General features: G+C 39.5%; 26 protein-coding genes. 16 read left to right on the plus strand and 10 right to left on the minus strand.

The window, feature by feature from the left end; translation table 11 throughout:
• Nucleotides 1–125 precede the first annotated feature (125 nt).
• The 4 genes from Q5O24_12445 to Q5O24_12460 form a co-directional block, all read right to left on the minus strand.
• Nucleotides 126–485, minus strand: a complete 360-nt coding sequence (locus tag Q5O24_12445) for a helix-turn-helix transcriptional regulator (protein ID WKY47161.1) — start codon at nucleotides 483–485, stop codon at nucleotides 126–128.
• Complete coding sequence (locus Q5O24_12450) at nucleotides 478–840, minus strand: type II toxin-antitoxin system RelE/ParE family toxin (GenBank protein ID WKY47162.1); 363 nt, start codon at nucleotides 838–840, stop codon at nucleotides 478–480. Before Q5O24_12450 ends, Q5O24_12445 begins: the two co-directional genes overlap by 8 nt.
• A 291-nt stretch (nucleotides 841–1,131) precedes the next feature.
• Nucleotides 1,132–1,386, minus strand: a complete 255-nt coding sequence (locus Q5O24_12455) for a hypothetical protein (GenBank protein WKY47163.1) — start codon at nucleotides 1,384–1,386, stop codon at nucleotides 1,132–1,134.
• 374 nt (nucleotides 1,387–1,760) lie between these two features.
• Nucleotides 1,761–1,967: a helix-turn-helix transcriptional regulator gene (locus Q5O24_12460; GenBank protein WKY49254.1), complete on the minus strand. Its 207-nt coding sequence runs from the start codon at nucleotides 1,965–1,967 to the stop codon at nucleotides 1,761–1,763.
• Between the two features lie 166 nt (nucleotides 1,968–2,133).
• Between Q5O24_12460 and Q5O24_12465 the strand changes: the two genes are divergently transcribed.
• Genes Q5O24_12465 through Q5O24_12480 form a run of 4 tightly spaced genes read left to right on the plus strand, consistent with a single transcriptional unit; the run spans nucleotide 2,134 to nucleotide 3,329 of the window.
• Nucleotides 2,134–2,547 carry a hypothetical protein gene (locus Q5O24_12465; GenBank protein ID WKY47164.1) on the plus strand — a complete coding sequence of 138 codons (414 nt, stop codon included), beginning with the start codon at nucleotides 2,134–2,136 and terminating at the stop codon, nucleotides 2,545–2,547.
• Nucleotides 2,548–2,590: 43 nt separating this feature from the next.
• Nucleotides 2,591–2,773 (plus strand): hypothetical protein, encoded by a 183-nt coding sequence (locus Q5O24_12470; protein WKY47165.1) that lies wholly within the window; start codon nucleotides 2,591–2,593, stop codon nucleotides 2,771–2,773.
• 23 nt (nucleotides 2,774–2,796) lie between these two features.
• A complete protein-coding gene (locus Q5O24_12475) occupies nucleotides 2,797–3,069 on the plus strand; it encodes a hypothetical protein (GenBank protein ID WKY47166.1) in 273 nt (90 codons plus the stop codon).
• Nucleotides 3,066–3,329 (plus strand): hypothetical protein, encoded by a 264-nt coding sequence (locus tag Q5O24_12480; protein ID WKY47167.1) that lies wholly within the window; start codon nucleotides 3,066–3,068, stop codon nucleotides 3,327–3,329. Before Q5O24_12475 ends, Q5O24_12480 begins: the two co-directional genes overlap by 4 nt.
• 1,039 nt (nucleotides 3,330–4,368) lie before the next feature.
• On the opposite strand, the gene Q5O24_12485 is transcribed toward Q5O24_12480, so the two are convergent.
• Entirely contained in the window at nucleotides 4,369–5,580 is a 1,212-nt protein-coding gene (locus Q5O24_12485; protein ID WKY47168.1) for an IS256 family transposase, read from the minus strand.
• 275 nt (nucleotides 5,581–5,855) lie between these two features.
• Here Q5O24_12485 and Q5O24_12490 point away from each other — a divergent pair, with 275 nt between their 5' ends.
• Entirely contained in the window at nucleotides 5,856–6,863 is a 1,008-nt protein-coding gene (locus Q5O24_12490) for a chitobiase/beta-hexosaminidase C-terminal domain-containing protein (protein WKY47169.1), read from the plus strand.
• A gap of 167 nt (nucleotides 6,864–7,030) precedes the next feature.
• On the opposite strand, the gene Q5O24_12495 is transcribed toward Q5O24_12490, so the two are convergent.
• Both Q5O24_12495 and Q5O24_12500 read right to left on the minus strand, forming a co-directional pair.
• Nucleotides 7,031–7,777 carry a hypothetical protein gene (locus Q5O24_12495; protein ID WKY47170.1) on the minus strand — a complete coding sequence of 249 codons (747 nt, stop codon included), beginning with the start codon at nucleotides 7,775–7,777 and terminating at the stop codon, nucleotides 7,031–7,033.
• A gap of 142 nt (nucleotides 7,778–7,919) precedes the next feature.
• Entirely contained in the window at nucleotides 7,920–8,342 is a 423-nt protein-coding gene (locus tag Q5O24_12500; GenBank protein WKY47171.1) for a MarR family transcriptional regulator, read from the minus strand.
• Nucleotides 8,343–8,500: 158 nt separating this feature from the next.
• Here Q5O24_12500 and Q5O24_12505 point away from each other — a divergent pair, with 158 nt between their 5' ends.
• From Q5O24_12505 to Q5O24_12525, 5 genes are all read left to right on the plus strand, one after another.
• Entirely contained in the window at nucleotides 8,501–8,935 is a 435-nt protein-coding gene (locus Q5O24_12505) for an OsmC family protein (protein WKY47172.1), read from the plus strand.
• Between the two features lie 506 nt (nucleotides 8,936–9,441).
• Nucleotides 9,442–10,239: a methyltetrahydrofolate cobalamin methyltransferase gene (locus Q5O24_12510; protein WKY47173.1), complete on the plus strand. Its 798-nt coding sequence runs from the start codon at nucleotides 9,442–9,444 to the stop codon at nucleotides 10,237–10,239.
• 205 nt (nucleotides 10,240–10,444) lie between these two features.
• The gene (locus Q5O24_12515) at nucleotides 10,445–11,074 is read left to right on the plus strand and encodes a corrinoid protein (protein WKY47174.1); all 630 of its coding nucleotides are present in this window, start codon (nucleotides 10,445–10,447) and stop codon (nucleotides 11,072–11,074) included.
• A 93-nt stretch (nucleotides 11,075–11,167) separates the two neighbouring features.
• On the plus strand, nucleotides 11,168–12,151 hold the full coding sequence (locus Q5O24_12520) for a uroporphyrinogen decarboxylase family protein (GenBank protein WKY47175.1): 984 nt from the start codon (nucleotides 11,168–11,170) through the stop codon (nucleotides 12,149–12,151).
• Between the two features lie 321 nt (nucleotides 12,152–12,472).
• Nucleotides 12,473–14,629 carry an AAA family ATPase gene (locus tag Q5O24_12525; protein WKY47176.1) on the plus strand — a complete coding sequence of 719 codons (2,157 nt, stop codon included), beginning with the start codon at nucleotides 12,473–12,475 and terminating at the stop codon, nucleotides 14,627–14,629.
• A gap of 85 nt (nucleotides 14,630–14,714) precedes the next feature.
• Here Q5O24_12525 and Q5O24_12530 read toward each other — a convergent pair whose 3' ends face one another.
• Nucleotides 14,715–17,111: a diguanylate cyclase gene (locus Q5O24_12530; GenBank protein WKY47177.1), complete on the minus strand. Its 2,397-nt coding sequence runs from the start codon at nucleotides 17,109–17,111 to the stop codon at nucleotides 14,715–14,717.
• 218 nt (nucleotides 17,112–17,329) lie between these two features.
• Between Q5O24_12530 and Q5O24_12535 the strand changes: the two genes are divergently transcribed.
• The 5 genes from Q5O24_12535 to Q5O24_12555 all read left to right on the plus strand — a co-directional run bounded on the left by Q5O24_12535 (nucleotide 17,330) and on the right by Q5O24_12555 (nucleotide 23,399).
• Nucleotides 17,330–20,257: a methyl-accepting chemotaxis protein gene (locus Q5O24_12535; GenBank protein ID WKY47178.1), complete on the plus strand. Its 2,928-nt coding sequence runs from the start codon at nucleotides 17,330–17,332 to the stop codon at nucleotides 20,255–20,257.
• A gap of 116 nt (nucleotides 20,258–20,373) precedes the next feature.
• Complete coding sequence (fba, locus tag Q5O24_12540; protein WKY47179.1) at nucleotides 20,374–21,303, plus strand: class II fructose-1,6-bisphosphate aldolase; 930 nt, start codon at nucleotides 20,374–20,376, stop codon at nucleotides 21,301–21,303.
• Nucleotides 21,304–21,400: 97 nt separating this feature from the next.
• Entirely contained in the window at nucleotides 21,401–22,399 is a 999-nt protein-coding gene (locus tag Q5O24_12545) for an RluA family pseudouridine synthase (protein WKY47180.1), read from the plus strand.
• Nucleotides 22,383–22,916 (plus strand): Holliday junction resolvase RecU, encoded by a 534-nt coding sequence (locus tag Q5O24_12550; GenBank protein WKY47181.1) that lies wholly within the window; start codon nucleotides 22,383–22,385, stop codon nucleotides 22,914–22,916. The genes Q5O24_12545 and Q5O24_12550 overlap by 17 nt, the downstream gene beginning before the upstream one ends.
• A 3-nt stretch (nucleotides 22,917–22,919) precedes the next feature.
• Nucleotides 22,920–23,399 carry an S-ribosylhomocysteine lyase gene (locus tag Q5O24_12555; GenBank protein WKY47182.1) on the plus strand — a complete coding sequence of 160 codons (480 nt, stop codon included), beginning with the start codon at nucleotides 22,920–22,922 and terminating at the stop codon, nucleotides 23,397–23,399.
• Between the two features lie 70 nt (nucleotides 23,400–23,469).
• Here the strand turns inward: Q5O24_12555 and Q5O24_12560 are convergent, their stop codons facing one another.
• Nucleotides 23,470–24,282, minus strand: coding sequence for a hypothetical protein (locus Q5O24_12560; GenBank protein WKY47183.1), 813 nt, complete (start codon nucleotides 24,280–24,282; stop codon nucleotides 23,470–23,472).
• A gap of 9 nt (nucleotides 24,283–24,291) precedes the next feature.
• Nucleotides 24,292–25,062 carry an FAD-dependent thymidylate synthase gene (gene thyX / locus Q5O24_12565; protein ID WKY47184.1) on the minus strand — a complete coding sequence of 257 codons (771 nt, stop codon included), beginning with the start codon at nucleotides 25,060–25,062 and terminating at the stop codon, nucleotides 24,292–24,294.
• A gap of 240 nt (nucleotides 25,063–25,302) precedes the next feature.
• Here thyX and Q5O24_12570 point away from each other — a divergent pair, with 240 nt between their 5' ends.
• Nucleotides 25,303–25,836 (plus strand): DUF45 domain-containing protein, encoded by a 534-nt coding sequence (locus Q5O24_12570; GenBank protein ID WKY47185.1) that lies wholly within the window; start codon nucleotides 25,303–25,305, stop codon nucleotides 25,834–25,836.
• Nucleotides 25,837–25,851 lie beyond the last annotated feature (15 nt).

Genomic DNA, 25,851 nt, shown 5'->3' on the forward strand with positions numbered 1-25,851 from the left:
AATAAAAACGGTTTACGGGGCTGTCAGGCGGTCAAAATGATATAGTAACTGCCATACGTCCAATAGTCCTATGATTGTGGGCGTAAAAAAAGCCCTAGCATGAGCCAGAGCTTCAATAATTCAGATTATTTCCCATTTACTTGATGATTACCTAAGGTATGGACACCAGACAGCCCTTTAAGTCTCATTCGTTTTACAGGCTTTTTATTGATCGGGACAACCTCTAAAGTCATTCCCAGCGATTCAAGCACTTTCATAATGGTTGTTAATTTGGGGTCACTCGTTCCCTTTTCCATTCTGGCAATAACCGGCTGTTTTACACCGCTCAATTCTTCGAGTTTTTTCTGACTTAACCCCTTTTCATGCCGGGCGTTGATAATTTCACCCATTAGGGCAACCCTTAAATCTGATTCAGCTATTTCTTCAGGTGTGAAAATCTCTTTTCGCACATCTGCCCAACTGCTGCCAATTGCTTTATTATTCATTCGATTCACCTCTTCCCATTAAAACCGATAACTCACGTTTTGCCTGTTCAAGTTCTCGTTTCGGAGTCTTTTGAGATTTCTTGATAAAATGGTGCAGTAATACATAACTGCCATCCACCCAGGCAACAAAGAAAATCCTGTTTCTTAATGGCCTTAGTTCCCAGATTTCCCCCTTTAAGTGCTTGATATAAGGCTCTCCTATACTTGTGCCGTATTTACTGAGCATCTGAATGTAATCATTGATTTTATTTAGGTTAATCCGGCTGTTTTTATCATTTTTACGACTTAATTCCCTGATGAAATCTAATACCGGTTCATTCCCTTGTTGATCTTTATAAAAATGGATCTCGTGCAAACTATCGCCCCCTATATCTATCATTATAATAACTCGCAAGTTATTAAATGTCAATTGATATTATTTGCTGGTTGGTTGCAAAACCGGTTAAGGTGGGTGATGTATTGCCAGATAGCGGGTATGTCACGAAAATGCTACACACCTAAAGGGGTTTCCACACTAGACAGACCTTGTGGGTATCCGTAAGTTGCCTATACCCTCAAAGCGGAATTTTAGGCTATGATCTGGTTCCCTGTTTTTCGGGTGCGAACATTGGCGCAATTTTCGCATATCTCGCAGCTGAATTTTCCGTTATGACATTGGCTGATATTTAAGCCGATTTGGCAGCTGAATTTTCGGCCGCCAAACTATCAGAATCCAATTGTGGGTTTTGACCCCTGAATTTTCAGGAGTCGGATAATTTACGGTGTGCTCAAAAGTGGGTACACCCAGTACGGCCGATTTTTCGGCTCTATTGGTTTCCGCTTTATCGGACAGCAGTTTAACCCCCGACTTTTCAAGGGTTAAACTAGTCGCACCGTTGCGAATAATTTTACGTCTAAACATTGTGGACTTAAAATCACTTAGTAGCACCGATGATACGAGGTTAAGAAACTATATCCACAAATGAATACACCTCCCTTCACCAGTGGTTAGAGGTTTCACCTCGTCCCCATAGTGGGACAAAGTTAATTATTCCCCACAGTGGGGAGAATTAATTAGTAACACCGATGTTACGAGTTTTTCTTGTTTCCACATGGGGATACCGTCAACCCTATACAACCTGTGGACATCGATGACGTGAGGTTATTTAAAGCCCCTGACAGCTTAAATCAAGGGCTTTTTTCTTTACAGGCTATTTGGTTATGGGTGGGCGGTTTTGCCCTGGCTTAAATGTGCCAGCGTTGGCAGGTTTGGGCTTATTCCTCTTCCTGATCCTCTTAAATCTTTTCTCCAGTATCATTCATAACCATTTCAATATTAATAGTGCAATCCAAAGCCCCGGCAATCTCTTTTAATTCCTCTTCTTTGAAGTTATCACGCTTTAATTTACCACTTATGTTCTGTGGTGACTGATCCAGCTTTTCAGCCAGATCCTTAAGGGACATATTTCTTTTTAACATAGCAATTTTAATCTTTTCTGTCATACTCAAATAAAACACCTCCTTTTATTCAATGATAAACTAAATAATGAATTTAATCAACAATTATTTTATTAAATTAATTTTATAGTTAATAAATGCTTGACATAATTAATTTTATAGTTTATAATTTAATTATAAAGTTTATAAAACATTGAAAGGAGCAAACACCATGTATAACCGTTCAGAGATTGTAAGAACCGCCAATAAACTGGCCACTACCGGATTAACCAAAAGCCAGGCATTTAAAAGAGCCTGGGCACTGGCTAAAGGTCAAACCCTTTACGTAAAAGGTGTGACCAAAGGCAACCGACAAACAGCAATCGACCACATGAAGAACTACCAACTTGAAGATGTGGACATTACACTGGTCCAGAATTCAGCCGATTATTTTGAAGATGATACCCTTGAAGTGATCGCCACTATTAACGGAAAATCCTATTGTGTGGGTTATTTACCCCCTTCCACCTCTGGACTGTTATCAAAGGTCATGAATTACGGAACAGCTCTAAAAGGAGCATTGAAGCAGATTGTCGGCGGTAATCGCTTGTATTATGGGTTGCGGATCAATGCGCAGATGGTTTAAACATCTCCCCAAAATTAGGGAGACCCCCGGAAAGGAGTAAATAATGGATGATGATTTTATGATCAATATTGACCTCGAAGACCTGATAGACTTTTCAGGCTTGGAGGAGTTCAAGAAAAGCCTTGAACCACTTAGCGACTTACTGGCTAGCCTGGTTGTTGACGATGACCTTAAGCAGCGTTTAGATTTATCGGCTGACCTCGAAGAGGTTTTAAAGCCACAATAAAACAATATAAGGAGTGTACGCACATGAACAATTATGATGAAATTTGCAAGAGAATCGGAAATGAGTATTTGGAGAACCTGTTAGATAGCATTATTGGACGTGATAATTATAAGGATATGCCGGAATACATGGAAGTTCTGGGACAGCTTAACAGCCTTTTGAATCAGATCCCAGACAATGACTTGAAATATGAAATTGACACCACCTTTGATAATTGCACTTCAGCAGCATTATTTCAGGGTTTTGTCCTTGGCTTCAATGAAGCGGTTGGACTGCTGACAGGCGGTGTAAAATGAAAACAGTATCTATCACCCACGATCAATATTGCGACCTTGAAGCAAAATTAGCAGACCTATCCTGTTTAGTTGAACGTGCAGCCTGTGTATTGCAGGACGTAACAGAAGAATATTTCGGCGGTACGCTTGATGTAAAAGACCTGTGGAAGTTAAAAGCAGGTTTTAAAGAACATGGTGTAAAAGCTGAAATCGCCTTTGATTATATCTACCAGTCCCAGAAACTCATTGATGAAGCTGAAAAACTTGTGAATTCATTGTAATCACCCGGCCACCTCTTCAGGTGGTCTTTTTTGATGCCTCTGAGAGCCGATTTAAAGGGCTAACAGATGTTTTACTTATAAGATTACCCCTTGTGGGTAAAGGCAGTCACAATAAGCCCCACCTGCTTAGAACCATAAACCCCGCACCGCAGAACAAGCTAAAATATTTTTGGCGACTATACTTTAAACAAATGTCTTTTTAATGCGATATACAAACCCCTGACTCGGGGACACTTTGGGGACAGTCGTCAAATTTTTTGATGTTTTTGGTGTTTATTCATTACATTTCATAAAAAGATAAAACCAAAGAATGGCTTATTAATAGGAAATATTAACACTATGAAAATTTGTTAAATTTCATTTACTCTATTCGTAATCAGTAGGTCGGGGGTTCGATTCCCCCCGTTAGCTCCAGAAGAAAACGCATAAGACAGCCTTTTATGGGTTGTCTTTTTTATTTGGCTGGTTGTGGGAGAGGGTGAAAAACCCGTAGTTGGGGACAGTTTTCAAAAATGTTGAAGCCCCGGAAAAAATTATAGAGCTTTCGAATCTATAAAAGTGAGAGAGGATTTCATTAGGTTATCACCATCTCCAATTCACAAAACATCAATATTAAAAATTATTTTTTCGCTTTCAGAATCATATCGACAACCGAAAAAATTATTGCCGCCGCGAATAGGATATAGCTAATAACATGGTTTTCCCTAAATACAAACCCTGCAATCAGAATGCCAAAAGCAATCCCTGCTAAACGACTAAGTTTTTAGGTTTTGTTCGTAAATTCAAAATCATTAATACTGCTAAAACTAAAATGACCACAGCAATATAAATCTGTGAAGACATCATGTGCTATTCTCCTTATTTATTTTTTCAGACTTCTCTAATCTACAATCCTTTGTTTTACAATAACATCCAATGATATTATCAAACTTTTAGACAAAGCCATTCTTCTCAAATTTATTATACCACTATTCAAGTATGAACAATCTTTTGTTTTAGTCAAGTCCAAAATAGTGTGTAAAAACCTCGGTGGGTTTAACTAGGCTGCTGATGAAACAGCAGCCGTCTGTTCTTTTAAAAATTCATAGTAATCCTGCATATCCAGATATTTTCTGCCGGAAGACCATTTTTCATCCTGTTCCATAAGCAGCGCACCCAGTAAACGGATAACCGATTTTTCGTTGGGATAAATGCGGATCACGCGATCACGACGCCTGATTTCCTCGTTGAGTCGTTCGATACTGTTGGTTGTGCGCAGTCTTTTCCGGTATTTCTCAGGAAGACTCATTACAGCCATCACATCATCAAAACCTTCTTCGAGTATTTCAATCGCTTTTGGTGCTTTGGATTCAAAATGTCTCAGTGTGTCTTTCAGCAGGTTGCGGGCATCTTCAATATTTACTGCATTGTAGATGCGTTTCAGATAGGATTTCAATTCGGACTGCTGATTTTTGGGCGTTTTATCCAGTACATTTCTTGAGAAATGTGTCTGGCATCTCTGCCAGGTGGATCCCTGAAAATGTTTTTTAATCGCATTTACAAGTCCTTTGTGATTATCGGATACTATCAGATCAACGGCTGTCAGACCACGCTCTTTGAGATTTTGAAAAAAATCTCCCCAGCTTGATTCTGTTTCGGTATCATTCAGCTGAAAACCAATTACTTCACGATTGCCATTTTCGTTGACTGCGGTTGCTACCAATAGACCTTTTGACCGGACTCTGCTGTCTTCGCGAACTTTGAGATATAAAGCATCCACAATTATAAATGGATAATGCTTTTCAAGCGTTCGGTTACGAAAACCGTTTACTACCGGATCCAGATTTTCACACAGCTTTGAAACTGTTGATTTTGAAAAGCTCTGGCCACAAAGTTCTTCTGTAATGTTTTCGATTTTGCGGGTTGAAACCCCATTAATGACCATTTCGATCATTGCCAGCATCAGAGCCTGCTCGCTCCGCTGGTAGCGCTGAAACATCGTCGTGCTGAATTCGCCGTTACGATGACGAGGGATCCGCAGGGTGATACCACCGATTCGCGTTGTTAATTCACGATCCCTAAAACCGTTACGGTAAGCTGTCCGATCCTCGCATCGCTCATAGCGTTCAGCACCAAGTTGCTCAGCCGATTGCGCTACAAGCACCTGGTTAAGAATTGTTTCCAGAAGCTTTGAAAAAGCCTCATCCCGGGAATCTTTTGTAAAAAGTCCGTGCAAAAGTTCTGTGTCCAGTGTAATATTTAATTGAGCCATTTGTTCATCTCCTCGATTAGGTATTGGGTGGTACTTTTATTTTAACCGAGGTTTGAGCTCTTGGCTCATTTTCTTTTTACACCATTATACGGACTTTATCTTTGTTTTAGTTTTTTATATAACCTAAATAGCTTTTACTATAGCTTACAGAGTGTAGAAACAAATCCTTTTAACCATAACATATTTCGTTTTTTAAACGTTTCTATTTTTGTGAATAACAGCCATTTATTGGTGTATAATATAAATATAGTAAACTTAGGAAAGGAGGCAGAAGAATGAATAATCAGGAGACAAATAATGTCGAAAACGACCAAACTTCAAAAAATTCTTTTAACAAAGAGCCTAAAAGCAATAAAAAGCTCATTCTCATCATATCCATTATTTGCGGCTTACTGCTAGTGGCGTTGGCAGGCTTTTTTATTACTAATCAGCTAGGCCTCTTTAAGCAAAGCCAAAACACATCAGACTCTGAAGATTTAAAAACACTCTATAATGACTTAATCAGTTCATATGTCGCTTCCGAAAAGTCTGACGCTGAAATCATCGAATTACTTGAAAAAGCAGCCTCTGAAACTGGTGACCAGAATTACATCAACAATCAGGACAGTTATCTGGTTAAAAAACCCAGCTTCAGTCTGATTCCGGGCACCTATGAAGGTTCACAAACCTTGACGATCAATCAAAACAATGCCAATGCTACCGTCACTTATACGCTTGATGGAAGTGAACCAACCAGCAGTTCAAATACTTACTCAGGTCCAATTACGCTTCCTATCGGAACCACCACCATTAAAGCAGTCGCCATTAGTGATATTGGCATTCTAAGCGCTGTGGCCGAAGGAACTTATATCCTGACTTCCACTACAAATGACACAATAACGGGAACTACGACTACAAATCCGTCCGCCCTGACCGATGACCAGTTTATCAATAGCCTATATGGTGTCTGGTATGAAGAAAGCAGCGGAAATGTGCTGATGATATCTCAAACCAATTTCTACGATTATATACCTGAACCTCTATCCGTTGCTTCTGGGTCATTTGAGGTTATTTCCACTACCAATAGCGGCGGCACTATTAATGTAAAGGATCTGACGGTGGATGGCTATAATAGTGGTGACACTCTGGTTAACTTTGATTTCGGCACCCCAGGTGACAACATAATGCGCTGGCAATATGATGGTAAAATCTGGCATGAAGATAGTGCTGCTGAAAGCCTCGGTGGCGATCAGTATCGTATTCCATTTACCTTTGCAGGAAGCGATATCTTCACCATGAATTAGCGGTGTTCTCCTCTGCTTGTAGTCAGTAAGCCGGAATTTATTAACCTTCAAGTTTTATAAAAAAATCAATAGAGAGCCCGTAAGGCTCTCTATTGATTTTTAACCATTGAATGTTTTTATATTTGAAATTCAGCTTTTATATTTACAACACGAATAATCATAAACTTTTATCTTATACTTGAGATGTCCATAAAATCGTCGTTCGAATCATTTGATGAATCATCATCCGAGTCATCTGACGAATCATCGTTCGAGTCATCTGACGAATCATCGTTCGAGTCATCTGACGAATCGTCGTTCGAGTCATCTGACGAATCGTCGTTCGAGTCATCTGACGAATCGTCGTTCGAGTCATCCTTATCTATGTAATAATTATCTGTGCTACCGGGAGCGCTAGAACCTGCTGGTACTATTATAATGTAAATCCCTTCAAGACGGTAACCATATCCAGCAGTACCTGATGACTCACCATTTTTAGCCCAACCCATCCAACCAATATTCTGCGAATGAACTCTGTAGTAAATATCAAACTGATCTGCATCTGAACCAATGAGTTTAATTTGAATTGCTTCTAATCGATAACTTAGACCCTCAGTACCCGAAAACTCATCGGACTCTCTCCAGCTTTTACCTGCATCCACTTCCCAGCCTATATTCTGAATATGCGCTTGATATTCCAGACCAAGATCATAACCACCATTATTTAGCGCAATTCGGATTCCTTCAAGTCTGAAACCCATGCCAGTTGTCCCAGATAATTCACCCTGAGATGAGTAATCCTGCCATCCAAAGTTCTCGACGTGAGCACAATAGGAAACGCTTGGATTTTCAGACGCTTGAATAATAACTGGCTCAAAACCTATTAATAACATAACAGCCGATAGAATAGCTAAATATTGAATTTTAGACTTCATTGTACGATCCTCCTTAGAATATACTTTTCAATATAATTATACGACAGTATGTAAAGGATTGCAACAATGGTAAAGCTCATTTCATTAAGCTTTTATTTCAACAAATTTCATATATTCAGAAGGTATTTGTAAACTATACAAATTATTTTACATTAGCGATCAGCTGATCAAAAACTCGATAAAAAGTCTGCAAATCAGTTTCGCTAATATCCTTTGTAATTTGATTGCTGAATTCTTGCCCTAATGGCAAACATTGATTTCTTATTTCCTGACCTTTAGGCGTCAGCAGTAAAATCATTTCTCGGCGGTCGTTGAGATTTAGTTGTCGCATAATCCAACCGTCACGTTCCATTCGATCCAGAAGGCGCGTGGTCGATGATGGCTTTGTCTTCAAAAAAGCAACCAGTTCTTTTTGATTATTGCTTTCAGTTTTACCAAGAAAATAAAGAACCGACCATTGAGCCCGGGTAATTCCAACTTCTTTTAATATATTCTCAAATGCTTCTGCCAGTATTTTAGCCGCATTAGTGGCAATAAAGGCTGCACAATTTTCGAGTTCAAACATGTTATCCCCCTGTTTTGGTTCGTTTTAAAGCTGACTATTTCTAGTGTGATTTAATTATAACATATTTTATATCTGTAAATCACTTGAAATTGGCGTTGACAATATTTTATTTGCTATGCTAATATATTGTTATATTAATCTTTAGGATGCTAATTATTATGCCAAGTGCAAAGTTCTGTGTTCGCGCCAACAGCGAAAATCCTACTAAAACTACGGTAAAAGCAAGAGGTTTTAATTTCATTGTCGATGAACCCGACACTCTTGGTGGCACAAACGAAGGCTTGAGTCCAGTAGAATATCTACTGGGAGCATTTGCCGGTTGTTTAAATGTTGTCGGCCATCTGGTTGCAAAAGAAATGAATTTTGAGCTTAGGGGTCTTAAACTTGAAATGCGCGGTGAAATCAACACGGATAACCTAATGGGTGTTTCCAATGCTGAAAGACCAGGTTTCCAGAGTATTGACGTAGTTCTCATACCCGATTGTGATATCGATTCTGAAGCAATCGAAAAATGGGCAAAAGAAGTGAAAGCTCGCTGTCCAATCAGCGATAATCTGAGTAACCCTACCCCGGTTGCTCTAGCACTTAAATAGTTAAGTCCTACATTCATGTCATTTTTATCTTCATAAAGCACCCTAAAAGAAGATGTTTCTTTCATCTTCTTTTAGGGTGCTTTTATTTTCATTTAATTTTAATCACTTCTTTTTATAGAACACAATTAATCGCATATGAAAATTGTTCCTAAAATGATTGTTTGAAATCCATAGAATATAGAATCGTAAATACCGTCTTTGTTTTTTATTTAACCAATTTGACCATTGGTCTTTAACAAGCAACAACGCTAACTCCAATTTAGACATTTTTTTGAAGTGCTATAATTCGAGGAATGTAAAGGATTATCATTTTAATTTTATATGCATTTTATTTATTATCTACATCTCCTTATATAACCCATCTATTATGCTATTTGTAAAATATTAAATATATTTAAATTAATTATTGACGTTCCTTTACAATAATGCTAAACTAAACCTGTGCACAACAGCTATTTTTAAGTATACATGAAACGAATTTGTAAATTGATTATCTGGAGGCTAACATGATTATTATTGGCGAAAAAATTAACGGTGCGATCCCGTCTACTGCCAAAGCTATTGCTGCTAAAGATGCAGAATTCATTAAGAACCTGGCCATTAAACAGGCCGAAGCAGGCGCAGACTATATCGACGTCTGTGCATCAGTGGATGATGACATTGAGATGGAAACCATGAAATGGTTAATTGATATCGTACAGGAAGCGGTAGATACCCCTATTGCTGTGGACAGCCCTAATGTTTTCACTTGTATTGAATCCATGAAACTTTGCAAAAAACCGGGATTATTCAATTCAGTTTCCATGGAAGGGGACAAAATTGACGCGGCTTTTAAAGCGCTGGCTGATACCGAATGGGAATGTGTTGCTCTGTTAAACAGCGATAAAGGAATTCCTAAAACAGCTAAAGACCGTTTGGATGTATTCCACGACATTATGGCTAAATGTAAAGAATATGGCATTGATCCATCCCGTATGCACATCGATCCATTGATTGAAATGCTGTGTACCTCTGAAGATGGCATTAATATGGTTACTGAAGTTATCCGTGAAATTAAAAAAGCCTACCCGACTATTCATGTCACCGGTGCGGTTTCAAATATTTCCTTCAACCTGCCAGCTCGTCGAATTGCCAACCAGGCTTTTGCCGTGCTAGCAATGAACGCTGGCATGGACTCCTTCATCCTGGATCCACTAAACAAGGACATGATGGGAATGCTTTTTGCCACTGAAGCCATGATGGGTGAAGATGAGTACTGTATGGAATATATTGGCGCTTTCCGCGAAGGTATTTTTGTAAAATAATAACTTTCACCGTCCCGACCAATGACCAGGGTTCAGACCCTTGAATCTCGCAGGCTGCTGCGGCCTTGTACACTTGCGATTTTAACAGCAATTCAGAATTGAAAGCAGCATCAGCTTAAATTATATGTTCTAATAGAAGTTTGTTAAGAAAAGTCTTTGCACACACAAAGATAAAAAATAAAATTAAATTCTAAGGAGAAAGAATATGTCAACAATTGCAGAAGTAAAAACACTGGTAGAAACTGGAAAATCTAAAAAAGTAGGAGCTGCTGTACAGGCTGCTTTGGACGCAGGCGTAGCTGCCCAGGAAATCCTGGATGGCATGATTGAATCCATGGGCGTTGTCGGAGAAAAATTCTCAGCTGGTGAAATTTTCGTTCCAGAAATGCTGATTGCTGCTAAAGCAATGTCAAAAGGCGTAGATATTTTAAAACCGGTTATGGCTGGTGAAAATTCTACTTCTTTAGGAACCTGTATTATGGGAACAGTTGCCGGAGACCTGCATGATATCGGTAAAAACCTGGTTGTTATGATGCTTGAAAGCTCAGGATTTGATATGGTAGATTTGGGTGTTGATGTTCCAGCTGAAAAATTCGTTGAAGCGGTTAAAGAAAACGATAATGTAGTTTTAGTTGCCTGCTCAGGTCTGTTGACTACTACAATGCCAGCTTTAAAAGAAGCAGTTCAGACTGTAAAAGCTGCTTATCCTGATATGAAAGTAATCGTTGGTGGCGCTCCTGTAACACCAGAATATGCTGCAGAAATTGGCGCAGATGGATACGCTCCAGATGCTGGTAGCTCTGCTGCTAAAGCTAAAGAACTGATTGGTGCATAAAAAAACAGCTACACTTTAAGGAAAGATCGTCGGCATATCTGATGTTTTTTAAAGGTATGCCATCTTTTATTACTAAAACATAAGGAGAACAAAATGTTAACAAAAAGAGAAAATATGATGGAAACGCTTAAAGGTGGGAATCCTGATCGTTTCGTTAAACAATATGAAGCATTTGAGATTATTATGGCAGCACCAATGGCAGGTCCTATGCCAATGCCTGGTGAGACTGTTAAAAATGCCTGGGGCATCACTTTTAGCTGGCCCGAAGGCCAATTAGGTTCCTTCCCCGTACACGATGATGAGCATCGCGTGTTAAAAGATATCACAAAATGGAAAGAAGTTGTTATCGCGCCTCCAATTGAAACTTCAGATGAAGCTTGGGCAGCTGCTGTAGCTCATGCAGAATCAATTGATCGAAAAGACAAATTTGTTACTGCTTTTATAGCACCAGGTTTATTTGAAATGACTCATCATCTGATGGGTGTTGAAGATGCTTTAATGTCTTTTTATGAAGAACCAGAAGCAATGGAAGAATTAATTGAATACTTAACAGATTATGAACTCCGCTATGCTGAAGAATACCTGAAACATATAAAGGTGGACGCAATTCTTCATCACGATGATTGGGGTAGCCAGATATCTACTTTTATGTCACCAGCCATGTTTGAAGACTTCCTACTGCCGTCGTATAAAAAGATTTACAAATTCTGGAAAGATAACGGTGTCGAAGTCATTATGCATCATAGTGATTCTTATGCTGCTACCCTTATTCCTTATATGATCGAAATGGGTATTGATGTATGGCAGGGCGTTATGAACACAAATGACATTCCTGCTGTTATTGAAAAACACGGAAAAGACATCACATTCATGGGCGGGCTGCACAGTGGTCTGGTAGATTTCCCAACATGGACACCTGAATTGATTGCAAAACAAGTTGAAGAATCATGTAAAGCAAACGGATATAAATATTTCATTCCTTGCCAGACATCAGGACTGCCAATCGAATCATTCCCTGGCGTTAACGCTGCAATTGATGAGGCAATCGACAAAATGAGCCAGGAGCTCATTAAATAGTAACCTGTTCAGCTTCCGTAAAATGGAACTGTAAGGATAACCCCCTTTTAAATCAGTATAATTCTTTTGAATTATACTGATTTTTTTTATATGAGGGTATTGCTATTATCTTTATATAAGCTATCAAACCTTACCTTGCACTTTTATTGTATCATTAAATTAAATTTAATTAAAGACTGTTGTATAGCCCTGTTTTATGCTAAAGTAATCATTATACTTTTGATTAACTGCAGTGCAAACCAAAGTAAGTTTCTAAAACAATTCTCATGCTTATGGACAGGCATTTTAAACAAAAGTTACAACACTGAAAGTGAATATAATATGAAAAACAATCAAAGTCAATTAAGCTTAGAAGTCGAACAATTTAATACAACTACAAACCTGGCTAAAGAACAGCTTTTACAAGCACGAAAACAGAATGAAGAAAATATGGCTGCTATTAAAGAGGCGCAACAGGAAGTCCGAGAAAACACCGCCCATAATATTGGGAATCTGTGGAACTCTGACAGTTATGAGGCCCTGATTGAACTCAGCCAGACGATCAATCCCATCAACCAAAAGCTTGCCGATTTTGAAGCCGGCGAAAAGAATATCAAACGACTGGAAAAAATTATTCAAAATCCATATTTTGCCAGAATCGACTTTCGCTTCAGCGATCAGGATACAGCTAATTCTTTTTACATCGGCCAATCCTCCTTAAAAGATGAAGACACCTATAAAATGTATATCTTTGACTGGAGATCTCCCATCGCCAGTGTCTTCTACCGTTTCTCAACCGGTCCAGCTCATTACGAAGCACCTATTGGCACAATCGAAGGCGTGCTTTCCCTAAAACGCCAATACGAAATAAAAGACGGAGAATTTGAGTATTACTTCGATTCAGATGTACAGGTTCTTGATGAATTCCTGAGAAACCTCTTGGCACAAAATACCGCGGCTAAAATGAAAACCATCATTCGCTCCATACAAAAAGAACAGGATGTGGCTATTCGTGATTTAAACAGCCAGGTCTTGATTATTCAAGGGGTAGCCGGCAGCGGCAAAACTTCTATTGCTCTGCACCGGGCAGCCTATTTGATGTATCAGGGCCTTACCCACAAACTTCATGCCCGAAATATTTTAATTATTTCTCCAAACAAGGTTTTCGAGCACTATATTTCCAGTGTTATTCCCGATTTGGATGAGGAAAATGTGGTCACCTCCGTTTTTGATGAAATTCTTTCGCTTATTTTGGATGAAAAAACCATCGAGCCCAAATTCGCATATCTGGAAAACCTTCTGGCCGATCATCAGCATCGGGATTTAATGCGAACAAGCCTAAGTTTTAAAAGCTCACATATTTTTATGGAAATTCTCGATCGACTGATTCTTCAAATCCCCGAAAAATGGATGAAAATCAGAGAAATTCGTTTTAAAAAAGATTGCATCGTCTCCAAGCAGGAGGTACAGCGTCGTTTATTTGAAAATACTGATACTCCATTAAAAACCAGACTTAAGTATCTTGAAGAATTTATTGATGAGAGCATCTTTGATAGACGTAATTTTCACCCCAATGAACAGCTGATGAAAACCCTGATGTCTTTTGCGGAGTTTAATATATTAAGTATTTATCAAAACCTTTTTAAAGATAAGAAAAACTTCTATGCTTTATCGGAAGGACTGAATTTACCAGAGAATATAAATGCCATTATAGCTAGAACCCGTGACCATTTTTATGATCGTGTCATCACTTATGATGATGCCGCCCCCCTTGCCTATCTTTATCTTAAAATTAATGGCAGCAATGACTATCAGGCAATCCGTCAGGTTATCATCGATGAAGCCCAGGACTATTATCCTCTTCACTTTGAAATCATGAATCTGCTTTTTAAAAAATCAAAACTGACCATTCTGGGGGATATCAGTCAAACCATCGAAAAAGACGAAGGACTGGACTTTTATCATCAAATCGAGAAAATCTTTAACCGAAATAACACCACCCTGGCTACAATGAATAAAAGCTATCGGTGTACCACTGAGATTTTAAATTTCAGTTCAAAATTTTTAAACCAGCAAATTCAAATCGAAAGCTTTAATCGAAGTGGTGACCAGCCTCAAGTTACTCTCGCACCCAATCGTGAAACGCTTGAAAAATTACTTCTTGCAGAAATTAAACGCTGTCTGGAAAAGGACTATCATTCCATCGGACTCATTTGTAAGACTCAGAAAAATGCCCTGACTCTCTATGAAATATTAAACAGAGACCTCGATCTGCAGCTGATTAGAGACGAGATCGAAACCGAACTCAAGGGAATCTTTATCATGCCAATCTATTTATCAAAAGGTTTGGAATTTGATGCGGTTATCCTTTGTGATGCCAGCGTTCAAAACTATAACGACCCGGAAGATAAGAGCCTTTTATATATTGCCTGTACAAGAGCTCTACATCAGCTTCATATTTTTTCCGAAGGGTCTTTAAGTAACTATTTTGAAAATTAATTCCTATTCCGAAGTAATAAGCACCTACTAAAAAAGCGGTAATTCTACCGCTTTTTTAAAATTGAATCATACTTCAAATTAAAACTTAATCATTGATTTCGGGCAAAACTTTACTGATAAATATTTCCGCAACGCCTGGATCAAACTGGCTTCCTGAGCCATTTTCAATTTCCAGAACCGCTTCTGCCCGCGATAAGCCAGTCCGGTAGGATCGATCACACGTCATGGCATCATAAGCATCGGCTACCCCGATAATTCTGGCCTCCAGTGAAATCTCACTACCCTTTATTCCGCGAGGATAACCACTGCCATCCCATTTTTCGTGGTGTTCCAGAACAAAATTGGCTATTCTTTCAAATTCTTCTGTCGAACTCAGAATTCGACAACCAATCTCCGGATGCTTTTTAATCGCATCATATTCCAAATTATTAAGGCTTCCCTTTTTATTGAGAATCCATTCCTCGATCCCCATTTTACCGATATCATGCATCAGGCCCGCAACACCAAGCTGTGAAACCCGATCCTGATTCAAACCCATGGCAATTCCAATTAGGATAGACAGTTCACTGACCCGCTCAGAATGGCGCATCTCTCGATTGCTTTTTTCAAACAGCATGTTCATCACCAGATGAATTGTTTTATTCTTTACACTGCTACTTTCATAAAGTTTTTGCTGATACATATCATTTTCAGCCAGTCTGTAAACCGATAGAATTTCTTCATCAGCTGAATTCTTTGTTCCGCTGCCAAAAGAAATGGATACCTGGCAATTTTCAACATTTTTTGAACTGCTCAAGGTTCTTAACTCTTCAATGATTTCTTCTGCTTCAAAAACATCGGTATGTGGCAGTACCAGCATAAATTCATCCCCACCAAGCCGGGCAATAAAACCTTCTTCGGAACATACAGTATTAAGAATTTCTGCCGCCATTTCAAGCAACCTATCACCCATCCGATGACCAAGCGAATCATTAATCAGCTTCAGCCCATTAACATCAGCCATAATGAGCGAAATAGGAAGTGATTCCGGGATATCCAGACGCTTTATTTCCTCTTCAAAGTAATGCCGATTATATAGCCCTGTTAAATAATCGTGATATGAAATATAACGTATTGCCTGTTCATCGCTCTTTCGCTCACTGATATCTGTCGCCACCACTGCACATTCATTTTTTCGCGGTGAGTAAAAGAACAAATCAAAATATTTTTGGAGTTTTTCCGAGTAGTATTCTGCTTTTACCTGCTCGCCCAATAATGCAACATTATATATGATTTCTCGAAGTGATGGATAATCCATCTCAATATTTTTAAGAATTGATCGGCCAACCAGTTCCTTTTTCTGGTATCCAGTCACCAGTTCAAAACGGGGATTAATATCAAGGCAGATCAAATCATAACCCAGAGCAGTTTTAAACGGCCTGGTTTCCATCACTAATAATCCCTGAGTCATTTGGGTAACCAGCAATCGATGCATTTCTTCACTTTCTTTGAGCGCCATTTCTGCTTGTAACTGCTTTGTATGATCTTCCAAAATAAAATAAGCAAATTCTCTCTTATCACTAAAAGCAGAACGTCTGATTGACAGATGACGCTTTTCACGGCCGATAATCAGATCTAGATTTCCTTGGCTGCTTTGCAGCATCCTAATCAACTTTTCCTGATTAGGATATTTTTTCATCAGCACTTCGGCGCGCTGATTATGAGCTACAATTTCTGAACCGTCTTCGATCAATAATGCCATTTCTTCAATACTTGCAACTGTTTTTTTCCAACGGCTCACCGAAAGGTCTAACAGATCATTTCTTACCTCATTAAGCCCTATCAATCCAGAAATGATTATAATAATCACTGCCGCAGGATCAAAATAGGTGTCAAGACCCATTAGAATGATAAATACGCCCACCCAACTCAATTGTATCACCCAAAAGAGAAAACGATAGTTTTTAGCTTCTCTGATCGATTTGGCTGAGCGCAACTTCTTAAATAGTACAACTATCGAAAAAATAATAAAGACCAGGAAATATAAAAAAATCAGATAGAAACCAATATACTTCTGTGTTGAAGCAATGGAAAAACCATCAATCGCCACCATCTCAAGGCGTTTATAGACAAAATGATGGTAGGGATTTGTCAGATAGATAAGCCAAACGATTAGCGACACCCCTGGACAAATAAAATCCATGCCTTTAGATTTTTTCAACTCGGTAAAAGCAGATACAAATAGAATACCGTAAGCTGGAACAAAAATCGCACCCAGATAGGCCAAACTTCGAAAAGCCAAAAACCAGTTTTCATCATTGGCATTTAAAGCAAAAAAATACCCCATTGCATAGCAGGCCGCTGAAAACATCAAACCGGAAAAATAACGATACCGTTCTTCAGGATGTTCTTTATAAAGTTTGATCCCAGTCACTACATAGATAATTGCAATTGTCGGGAGCATAAAAACACAAAATTTAAGCAGTACATTTAAAAAATCCATTTTCTTCCTTTTTTGAAAAAATAGTATGAAATTTATTATAGCACATCCAATCACAATCAACCAGTCAATCTGTTCTTAATTAATATCTATTATATGAAAATGAATACTTTCCATTTCTTTACAAACTCCTAACCTTCACTTAACACAAGCACCTTTGAGCTTGGCTGTTTTTAGGGTATAATTTGTTTCGTATATTTATGAATAAAAGAGGACTAACAATGACAACAAAAACACTTTCACAAAAAAAGCCATCATTAAAAAAACTTAAAAAACCAGGTCTGATAATGGAAATCTCTTTTTTCAATATCCTGATTTTATTGATTTCCCTGTCCCTAATCGGGTTAATTTCCTTTTATATATGTTCTGAAGCAATCATCTCCTTTACAAACGAAGATCTGCAGAAATTTGCTGATGAGAGCGCAGCCCACGTCAGTGAAAAAATAGACGGTAACCTGTCAGCTTTGGAAACGCTGGCGACTCAGTCGGAAATGATTTCAATGGATTGGACTCAACAGCAGCCAATTCTTTCCGAGCAAACGCTCAAACTTAACTATACCGATATGGCCGTAATGGATTTAAATGGTCTGGCCACTTATGCTTCGTCCGGTGAGAGTTTTTCTTCCAATCTGGAGTCCTATTATCAAAGTGCTTTTTCAGGAATCAGCAATATGTCTGATGTTAGCTCCGATTACAGCGATCAGCTGGCTGTTTTTGAAGTCGTTCCGATTAAAGAAAAAGGGACTGTTGTCGGACTTTTAATTGGCCAACGTGATCCTTTTTTCCTGATAGACCTCATTGAAAATTTAAACGACGGCGGCCGTCAGTACGGCTTTATTCTAACGCAATCCGGTCAGTTTATCGCCCATCCCAGCAAAGAATATATCAATGACCAAGTGTCTGTTATGGACGATGACGCCTGGACCAGTTTTTCACAAAACTGGTCCACCCTGGAAGCTGGTGAGGAGGGCCTTATCACTTACACTCAGCATGACCGCGTCCGCTATGCTGCTGTCAGTCCGATTATGAATACCAGTTGGATGCTGGTAGTTGCCAAATATGAAGATTATATCCTTGCACCCATATTTAAGCTTCGCAACATTACAATCATTGCCGCAGTCGGAATTATTTTGTTTTCTTCCCTACTATCAGCTCTTATCGGTCGTCGAATGACTAAACCGATCCTGCAAGTGAAAGAAGCGGCCGATGCGCTAGCGACAGGGGATGTCAATATTACCCTTAAAACCAAAAGAAAAGATGAAATCCGCGACCTGGTTGAATCGTTCCAGAAAATGGTTGATAGCCGAAAAGAACAAAATCTTATTTTAACCCGCCTTTCAGTGGGAGATTTATCGAGCAAAATTGTCCCTTTATCTGAAAAAGACATCGTTTCCTACGCTATGATAGATTTGACCAATACCATTTATAAACTGCTGGCTGAACTTAATGAAATGCACCAGGCTGCCGCTTCTGGCAAGCTTAGTTATCGCGGTAACGGAGAAACTTTTTCCGGGGAATTTAAGAGCTGTATAACCGGCATGAACGAAATTATTGATCTGCTGGTCAATCCACTTTACGAAAACGCCCAGATGATCAAAAAAATCGGTCAGGGCGAAATCCCTCCCAAAATGACGGTAACCTATCAGGGTGACTTTGAGCAGATGAAAGAAAATATCAATAACTGTATCGACGGTCTGGCCGCTCTAAAAGAAGGAGATCGGATTCTGAATCAGATGAGTGTAAATCAGTTCACTGATCATCTTTCAGAAAACTACAATGGCATCTTCGGATCCATCGCCACCTCAATCAATCAGGTTCAGGATAAACTGCTGCAGGTGGTTGAAATTTCCGGTTATCTGTCAAAAGGACAGATCAGGGATATCCCTCTGCTTGATGACCTTAGAGAAACCGGTTCTTTGTCAGATTCAGACCATCTCAATCCCAACCTGATCGCCATGATAGAAACTATCGATAATCTTTCCTGCGAAATCCATGCACTGACTCAGAATGCTAAAAATGGCCAACTAGCCTATCGGGGAAAAGTCGACCATTTTGAAGGTGAATACGCGCAAATTATCTCTGGTATCAATGAAACCATGGATGCCATCGTAACCCCAATAGAAGCCGCTTCTGTGACACTCCACCAGTTGGCTAAAGGTAATCTCAACGTCCAGATGGAGGGGGACTTTCCCGGAGATTATTCGATTATTAAACGCGATCTCAACCGCACAATCAGCCAGCTTAGAAGCTATATTATTAACATATCCACCTTGCTTAATGATATCGGAAATGGAAACCTTGATTTAACAGTTTCGGGGATTGATGAAGGCGATTTTGTTGCCATTAAAACATCTATTGAAGCGATTACTACATCACTAAGTCAGATACTTGGGGAAATTGATACTGCAGCCGGCCAGGTTAATCAGGGTAGTCTGCAGATTTCAAAAGAAGCCCAATCTTTATCAACCGGGGCCCATCAACAGGCAACTGCCATTGAGTCCCTGTCAACTTTTATGGCTGAAATCAAGCAGGAAACCATTGAAAATGCCGCTAATGCCAAACAGGCCAATGTAGTAATTACTTCTGTTAAAGAAGCCAGTATTTCCGGTGATGTCTTAATTAATAAGCTGATTGATTCGATGCATGAAATTAACAGCACCTCACAGAACATCTCTGAGATCATGTCACTGATTAATGTTATTGCCTTCCAGACCAAAATTTTATCGCTCAATGCTGCCATCGAGGCTGCCCGAGCCGGAGAACACGGCAAAGGATTTGCCGTTGTTGCTGAAGAGGTGAGAAGCCTTGCCAATAGGACGACAAAAGCGTCTGAAAAAATTGAAAGCCTGATCGCTGAATCGATTGAAAAAGTTGATACCGGAAACCTCATCGTTGATGAAACTAGCCAGCATCTCAAAAACATCCATGATCATATTGAAGAAGCGTCGCAGCAAATCGATCTGATTTCTCAGGCTTCAGATCTACGGGCACGGGAAATGCAAAACATCAATGAGCAAATCGATGATATCAAATCGATCACTTTAAGTAACGCAGCTACATCTGAGGAAAGTGCATCGGCCAGCGAAGAACTTTCTTCTCAGGCTGAGTTTCTAAAAGAAATGATCCAGCAGTTCACACTAAAAGCATAATCAAGACAGCCTTCCAATCATAAGTTAAAAATGGTATTTGAGTCTGAATACTTGAGCTTCTTTTAAAAAAAGCGTATACTTAGCTTGAGAAATAGAATTAACAGGAGGTCTCAATTATGGGATTAGTCACATCGACTGAAATGTTTAAGAAAGCCTATGAAGGCGGCTATGCCGTTGGTGCTTTTAACGTCAATAATATGGAAATCATTCAGGGTATCGTAGAAGCAGCAGAGGAACAACAGGCGCCTCTTATTCTTCAAGTTTCTGCCGGTGCCAGAAAATATGCCAATCCAGTCTACCTGAGAAAACTGGTTGAGGCCGCTGTCGAAACAACCGGTCTTGATATTTGTTTACACCTGGATCACGGCGCCAACTTTGACATCTGTAAAGCCTGCGTGGATTCCGGTTTTACCTCTGTCATGATAGACGGATCTAAATATTCTTTTGAAGAAAATCTTGCCTTGACCAAGCAGGTTGTCGAATATGCGCATGATCATGGTGTAGTGGTAGAAGCTGAACTGGGAAAACTGGCCGGTATTGAAGATGCCGTAAATGTCAGCGAACGGGATGCCGCCTTCACCGATCCAGATGAAGCGGTTGAGTTTGTTGAACGCTCAGGCTGTGATTCCCTTGCTATTACCATTGGTACCAGCCATGGGGCTTTTAAATTTAAGGGTGAACCACAACTGGATTTTGAAAGACTTTATAAAATCAGTGATCTGCTGCCGGATTTCCCCTTAGTCCTTCACGGTGCTTCTTCAGTTCCTAAAGAGTTTGTCGATCTTTGTAATCAATACGGCGGTAAAATCCCCGGTGCTAAAGGAGTCCCTGAGGATATGCTGAGAAAAGCTGCTAAATCAGGCGTTTGTAAAATCAATATCGATACGGATTTAAGGCTGGCAATGACTGCTTCAATCCGTCAGGTTTTGATCGAAAATCCCGACTATTTTGATCCCCGTCAATATCTGGGTCCTGGCCGAAACGCAATTAAGGCTATGGTTGCACATAAGATTAAAAACGTACTGGACTGCAGCAATAAGCGATAGACTTTACTTTTTAAAAACAATAATCACTTCGATTATTGTTTTTTTTATGGTTTACATGGTATACTTTTATCATTCCACTCAAAATATCAGGAGTTTCATGAAAGAATTAACCATAACCGAAAACGAAAGCAGGCAGCGGCTGGACCGCTTTCTTCAAAAGTTGCTGCCAAATGCATCAAAAGGATTTATCCAGAAAATGCTGCGCAAAAAAAATATCAAGCTAAACCACTCTAAAGCTGAGGCTTCAACTTTATTAAAAGTGGATGACTGTGTCACCTTGTATTTTTCAGACGAAACCTTTTTAAAATTCTCCGAATCGCCCAAGGATAATCAAAGTTTACAGGATCCCACTTTGACTGCTTCCCTTGATCGTGTATATGAATCTGAACACCTGCTGGTCGTCAATAAACCCGCCGGTTTACTGACACAACCGGATAAAAGCGGTGAAAGCTCCTTAATCGATCAGGCTCTGGCCTATTTAATCAGCACTAAAGCCTATAATCCCGCAAACGAAATTACCTTTGTCCCAGCCTGTTCCAACCGCCTGGATCGCAACACCAGCGGAATCGTGCTGATCCCAAAAGATTTTAAAACATTGCAGCAGGTTAACCAGTCTATCAGAGAGCGTCAAACCAGGAAAAATTATCTGGCTTTGGTTAGCGGACTAACCCCTGACAGTGGGTCCTGTTCCCATTATTTTGAAAAATCAGCTGCACAAAATCGTTCCTCCGTTGCATCGACTCCGATTAACGACAAAGCACAAACCGTTTTGCTTCATTATAGACGCCTGGCTGCCTATAATAATACTTCCCTGCTGGAAATTGATCTTAAAACTGGTCGTTCCCACCAGATCCGGGTCCAACTATCCCATATTGGCCACCCTATTGTGGGCGATCCTAAATATGGCGATGCCGAAGTCAATCAGTTATTTAAAAAAAACTATCAGCTTAAATCTCAGCTTTTGCACAGCCACACCTATTGCCTTTTGGATCAGTGCTTTACTGCCCCTATCCCAGCTTTATTTCTAAGGGTCCTTAACGCTCTTCATTATGATCCAGACTTATTAAAGGAGCTTTCCCATGGCATACTGGAATAGCCGCGGACTGCGTGGCAGTCAATTAGAAGAAAATATCAATATCAGTAACAAGATTTATCTGGAACAGGGACTGGCTGTGGTTCAAAAAATCCCGACTTCAATCAAGCCGGTGGAACTGGATCCCGGCAAAGGGACCATCAAACTCGCCTATTTTGAAGAAAAAAGCACCGTCGACTATCTTGGTAATGTCCAGGGGATTCCAATTTGTTTTGACGCCAAAGAAACTGGTCAGAAAAGCCTTCCCATCGCCAATATCCATGAACATCAGATAGAATTTATGGAGGCTTTTCAGAAACAGGATGGCCTTTCATTTCTGATTGTTCATTTTAAATTTTGCGACGAAGTCTTCCTGCTGCCATTTAATCAGCTAAGACGTTACTGGCGTGACGCCAAGGGTGGCGGTCGCAAATCTATTCCCTATAAAGATTTCAACCAGGACTATAGAATTTATCCCTGTCACAATATTCTTGTGCACTATCTGGACGCAATCAACAACTATTTAACACGAAAGGACTAAAAAATGAAAAAAATTGCCAGTTTTACCGTCAACCACCTCGATCTGCTCAGAGGTATTTACGTATCCCGAATAGATGTCTGTGGAGAAGACAGCATTACCACTTTTGATATTCGGATGAAGGAACCCAATCGTGAACCAGTTATTAACAATGCGGAACTCCATGCCATGGAACACCTTGGTGCAACCTATCTTCGAAACGATGAAACCCTTAGTGATTCCGTTGTCTACTTTGGACCAATGGGCTGTCGAACCGGATTTTATCTGTTGATGAAAGGCGACCTAAGCCCTTTAGATGTCCTGCCCCTGATTAAAAACCTGTATCAGTTTATGGCCGATTTTGAGGATGAAATCCCAGGTGCTTCACCCCGTGACTGCGGCAACTATCTGGATATGAACCTGCCAATGGCTCGTTATGAATCAAAAAAATTTCTGACTGAAGTACTTGAAATCATAAAAGCTGAAAATATGACTTACCCAGAATAATGAGTCTTCCAACTAAAAAGCGACCAGACACCCGGGAAAAACCCGGCTGCCTGGTCGCTTCTTTATGCCTTTAACTTTTTTTCTTTAATTTATCAAACTGTCTCTCCCACCAGCCCTTTTTATCCTTCAACTCATTTTCATAATCAGCTGAAGCTTTATTAATCCGGTTAACCCAACGCTTTGCCTCAGATAACATTTCCGGGTTTTTCGGATCAGGGATAACGGCTGTCCACTCCTGAAACATTTTACCATTTCGCGTCCAGGCCTCATAATTAATGGCCAGTACTTTATAAATCTGACTGCCATTATCATAATTTTTAATCGCTGCTTTGGCTTTAGTCCATTTATGGAAACGCCCCATAATATAAGCTTCATCGTAACTGATAATAGTCACATAAGGTTTAACCATTGCCTTATATTTAAAGCTTTCGGGGAAAACAATGGTAAATAAAAGTGAACTGACCATAAAAAAGCCAAAGAATATGAAACTTAACCATTTCATATCATCTGATAAAAGAAAAAAGAGTAGAACGGAAACAGCCACAATAATGAGCAGTAAAATCCAGACTCTTTTTTTATTGGCTGCCCGCTGCATCGCATTTAGCTCACCGATAAAACCAGTATACTGATCATCATCATATTCCCAGTTTAACAGATCATCTCTTTGCTCTAAAAATTTCTTAAATTGTTGTGAGCGTTTCTGATAAAAGATAAAAAATCCAATTGCAAAAATAATAATGATAATGCCAAAATACGCAAAATAAAACTGATAAATTCTGAAAACCTCAATAATCATTGGGGCCACTATTAGACAAACTCCTGCTAAAGCGCCAATTATTGCCGCAATAATATTGGTCCTTAGGGGATTTTTTATTTCTTCCATTTTACCTCCCTAATACTCCTGAAATTGTTTTCTGACTGCTTCAATCTTTCCACAGGTCATAGCACCTTCGGGACATGAAGCAAATAAGCATCTTGGACCAGCTTTCTTGAATAAAAGCGGTGCCACATTACGACAAAGTTTCAGCATTTCAATAGCCAATTCTCTTATTTCCCATTGCGCCCGATTACAGCATCGCTGATTGAAAAAGTGCAATAACTCTCTGGTGTTCATGGTCATTACAATTTTCGTTTCACAGGCATTAGGAAGAACAAACCGTGCGTCCTCGATTGCCTTTTTCTCAGCCAGATTTTTAGCAGTTTTTTCCGAAACCCCCTCAGCTAAAAGTATTTCCATGTGGGCCTTCATCAATTTCTCGGCCAGTTCATCATAGGTTTTCTGGGCATTCTCCATCCCCTGTACAAAGATTTTTTCACCTTCTGGAATCCCTTTAATTTCAGGTGGAATCACATAGTGAAACTGATTTTCATTGACATATCGCTGGGATTTCTGACTAAAGCTAGCCAATCGGTGTCGAACCAGCTGATGCGTCAATGATCGGCTCACCCCTTCAATCGCAAAGGTAAAGCTTGCGTGTTCGATGGGTGAAGCATGACCCATCCCCATTAATCGATTTAAAAATTTTTCAACATTCTCATCGCTTAAATCTTCCATTATTTCATCTGCGCCTGCAGTTGAGTAACAGAGTTTAGCAGCTGCCGCCACCAGCTTTTCCGGCTCTGGCGTATGCTGAATTAAGGTTACTTTTAAACGTGTCTCCATTGAACGCTCCTTTCATTCTTTTGGATATCTGGTTATTATAACATTTTTTCATCTATTTAGCACATAATATTCCCGAGGATTAATAAAGATTATTGAGTTAATTTTTAACCCCATCAAAGCGACCTCTTCACCAATTCTTTTCTCATGACAACAAGTATTTTCATTCACTTTGCTGATTTTAAGCATTATAATTAAATTTGAATTCGAAGAGATCAGTCTTAAAACTATGGAGGTGACAAAATGCTTGGCAACCTTGATACAACACCTGAGCTGCTGAAACATTATGAATTTAAAACCGGAGAAAAGCACAAGTACCTTGGTGATTATTATTCCCTGTCTGTTAACGAAACTCCTGAAACTGGGGTTACTATAGCACAGAACCGAATTATTCTCAATGTTAACGACAGCCAATCAGTAAAACATAAAGAATTTGTTCTTGATATGTGGTATCGTGAGCAGGCTAAAGATATTTTTGTAGATGCCCTGGCCCAGGCTATCGTAAAAGCGGCACCATATAACCTGAATGTACCGGATCTGAAGATTTATCGACTGGATACCCGTTGGGGTGCCTGTTCACCAAAATCCAAACGGATCATTTTAAATCTGGAGCTGATTAAAACACCAAAAGAGTGTATTGAATACATCGCTCTCCATGAAATGCTTCATTTTACCTACCCTAATCATAATCTATCTTTTTATGGAGCCCTGGGTAATCTGATGTCTGACTGGAAAGAAAGAGAAGACTTATTAAACCGTAAATACCGTCTCACATAAACAGTAAAAGCAGGG

It is taken from the genome of Eubacteriaceae bacterium ES3, from assembly GCA_030586155.1.
GTDB lineage: Bacteria > Bacillota > Clostridia > Eubacteriales > Eubacteriaceae > Acetobacterium.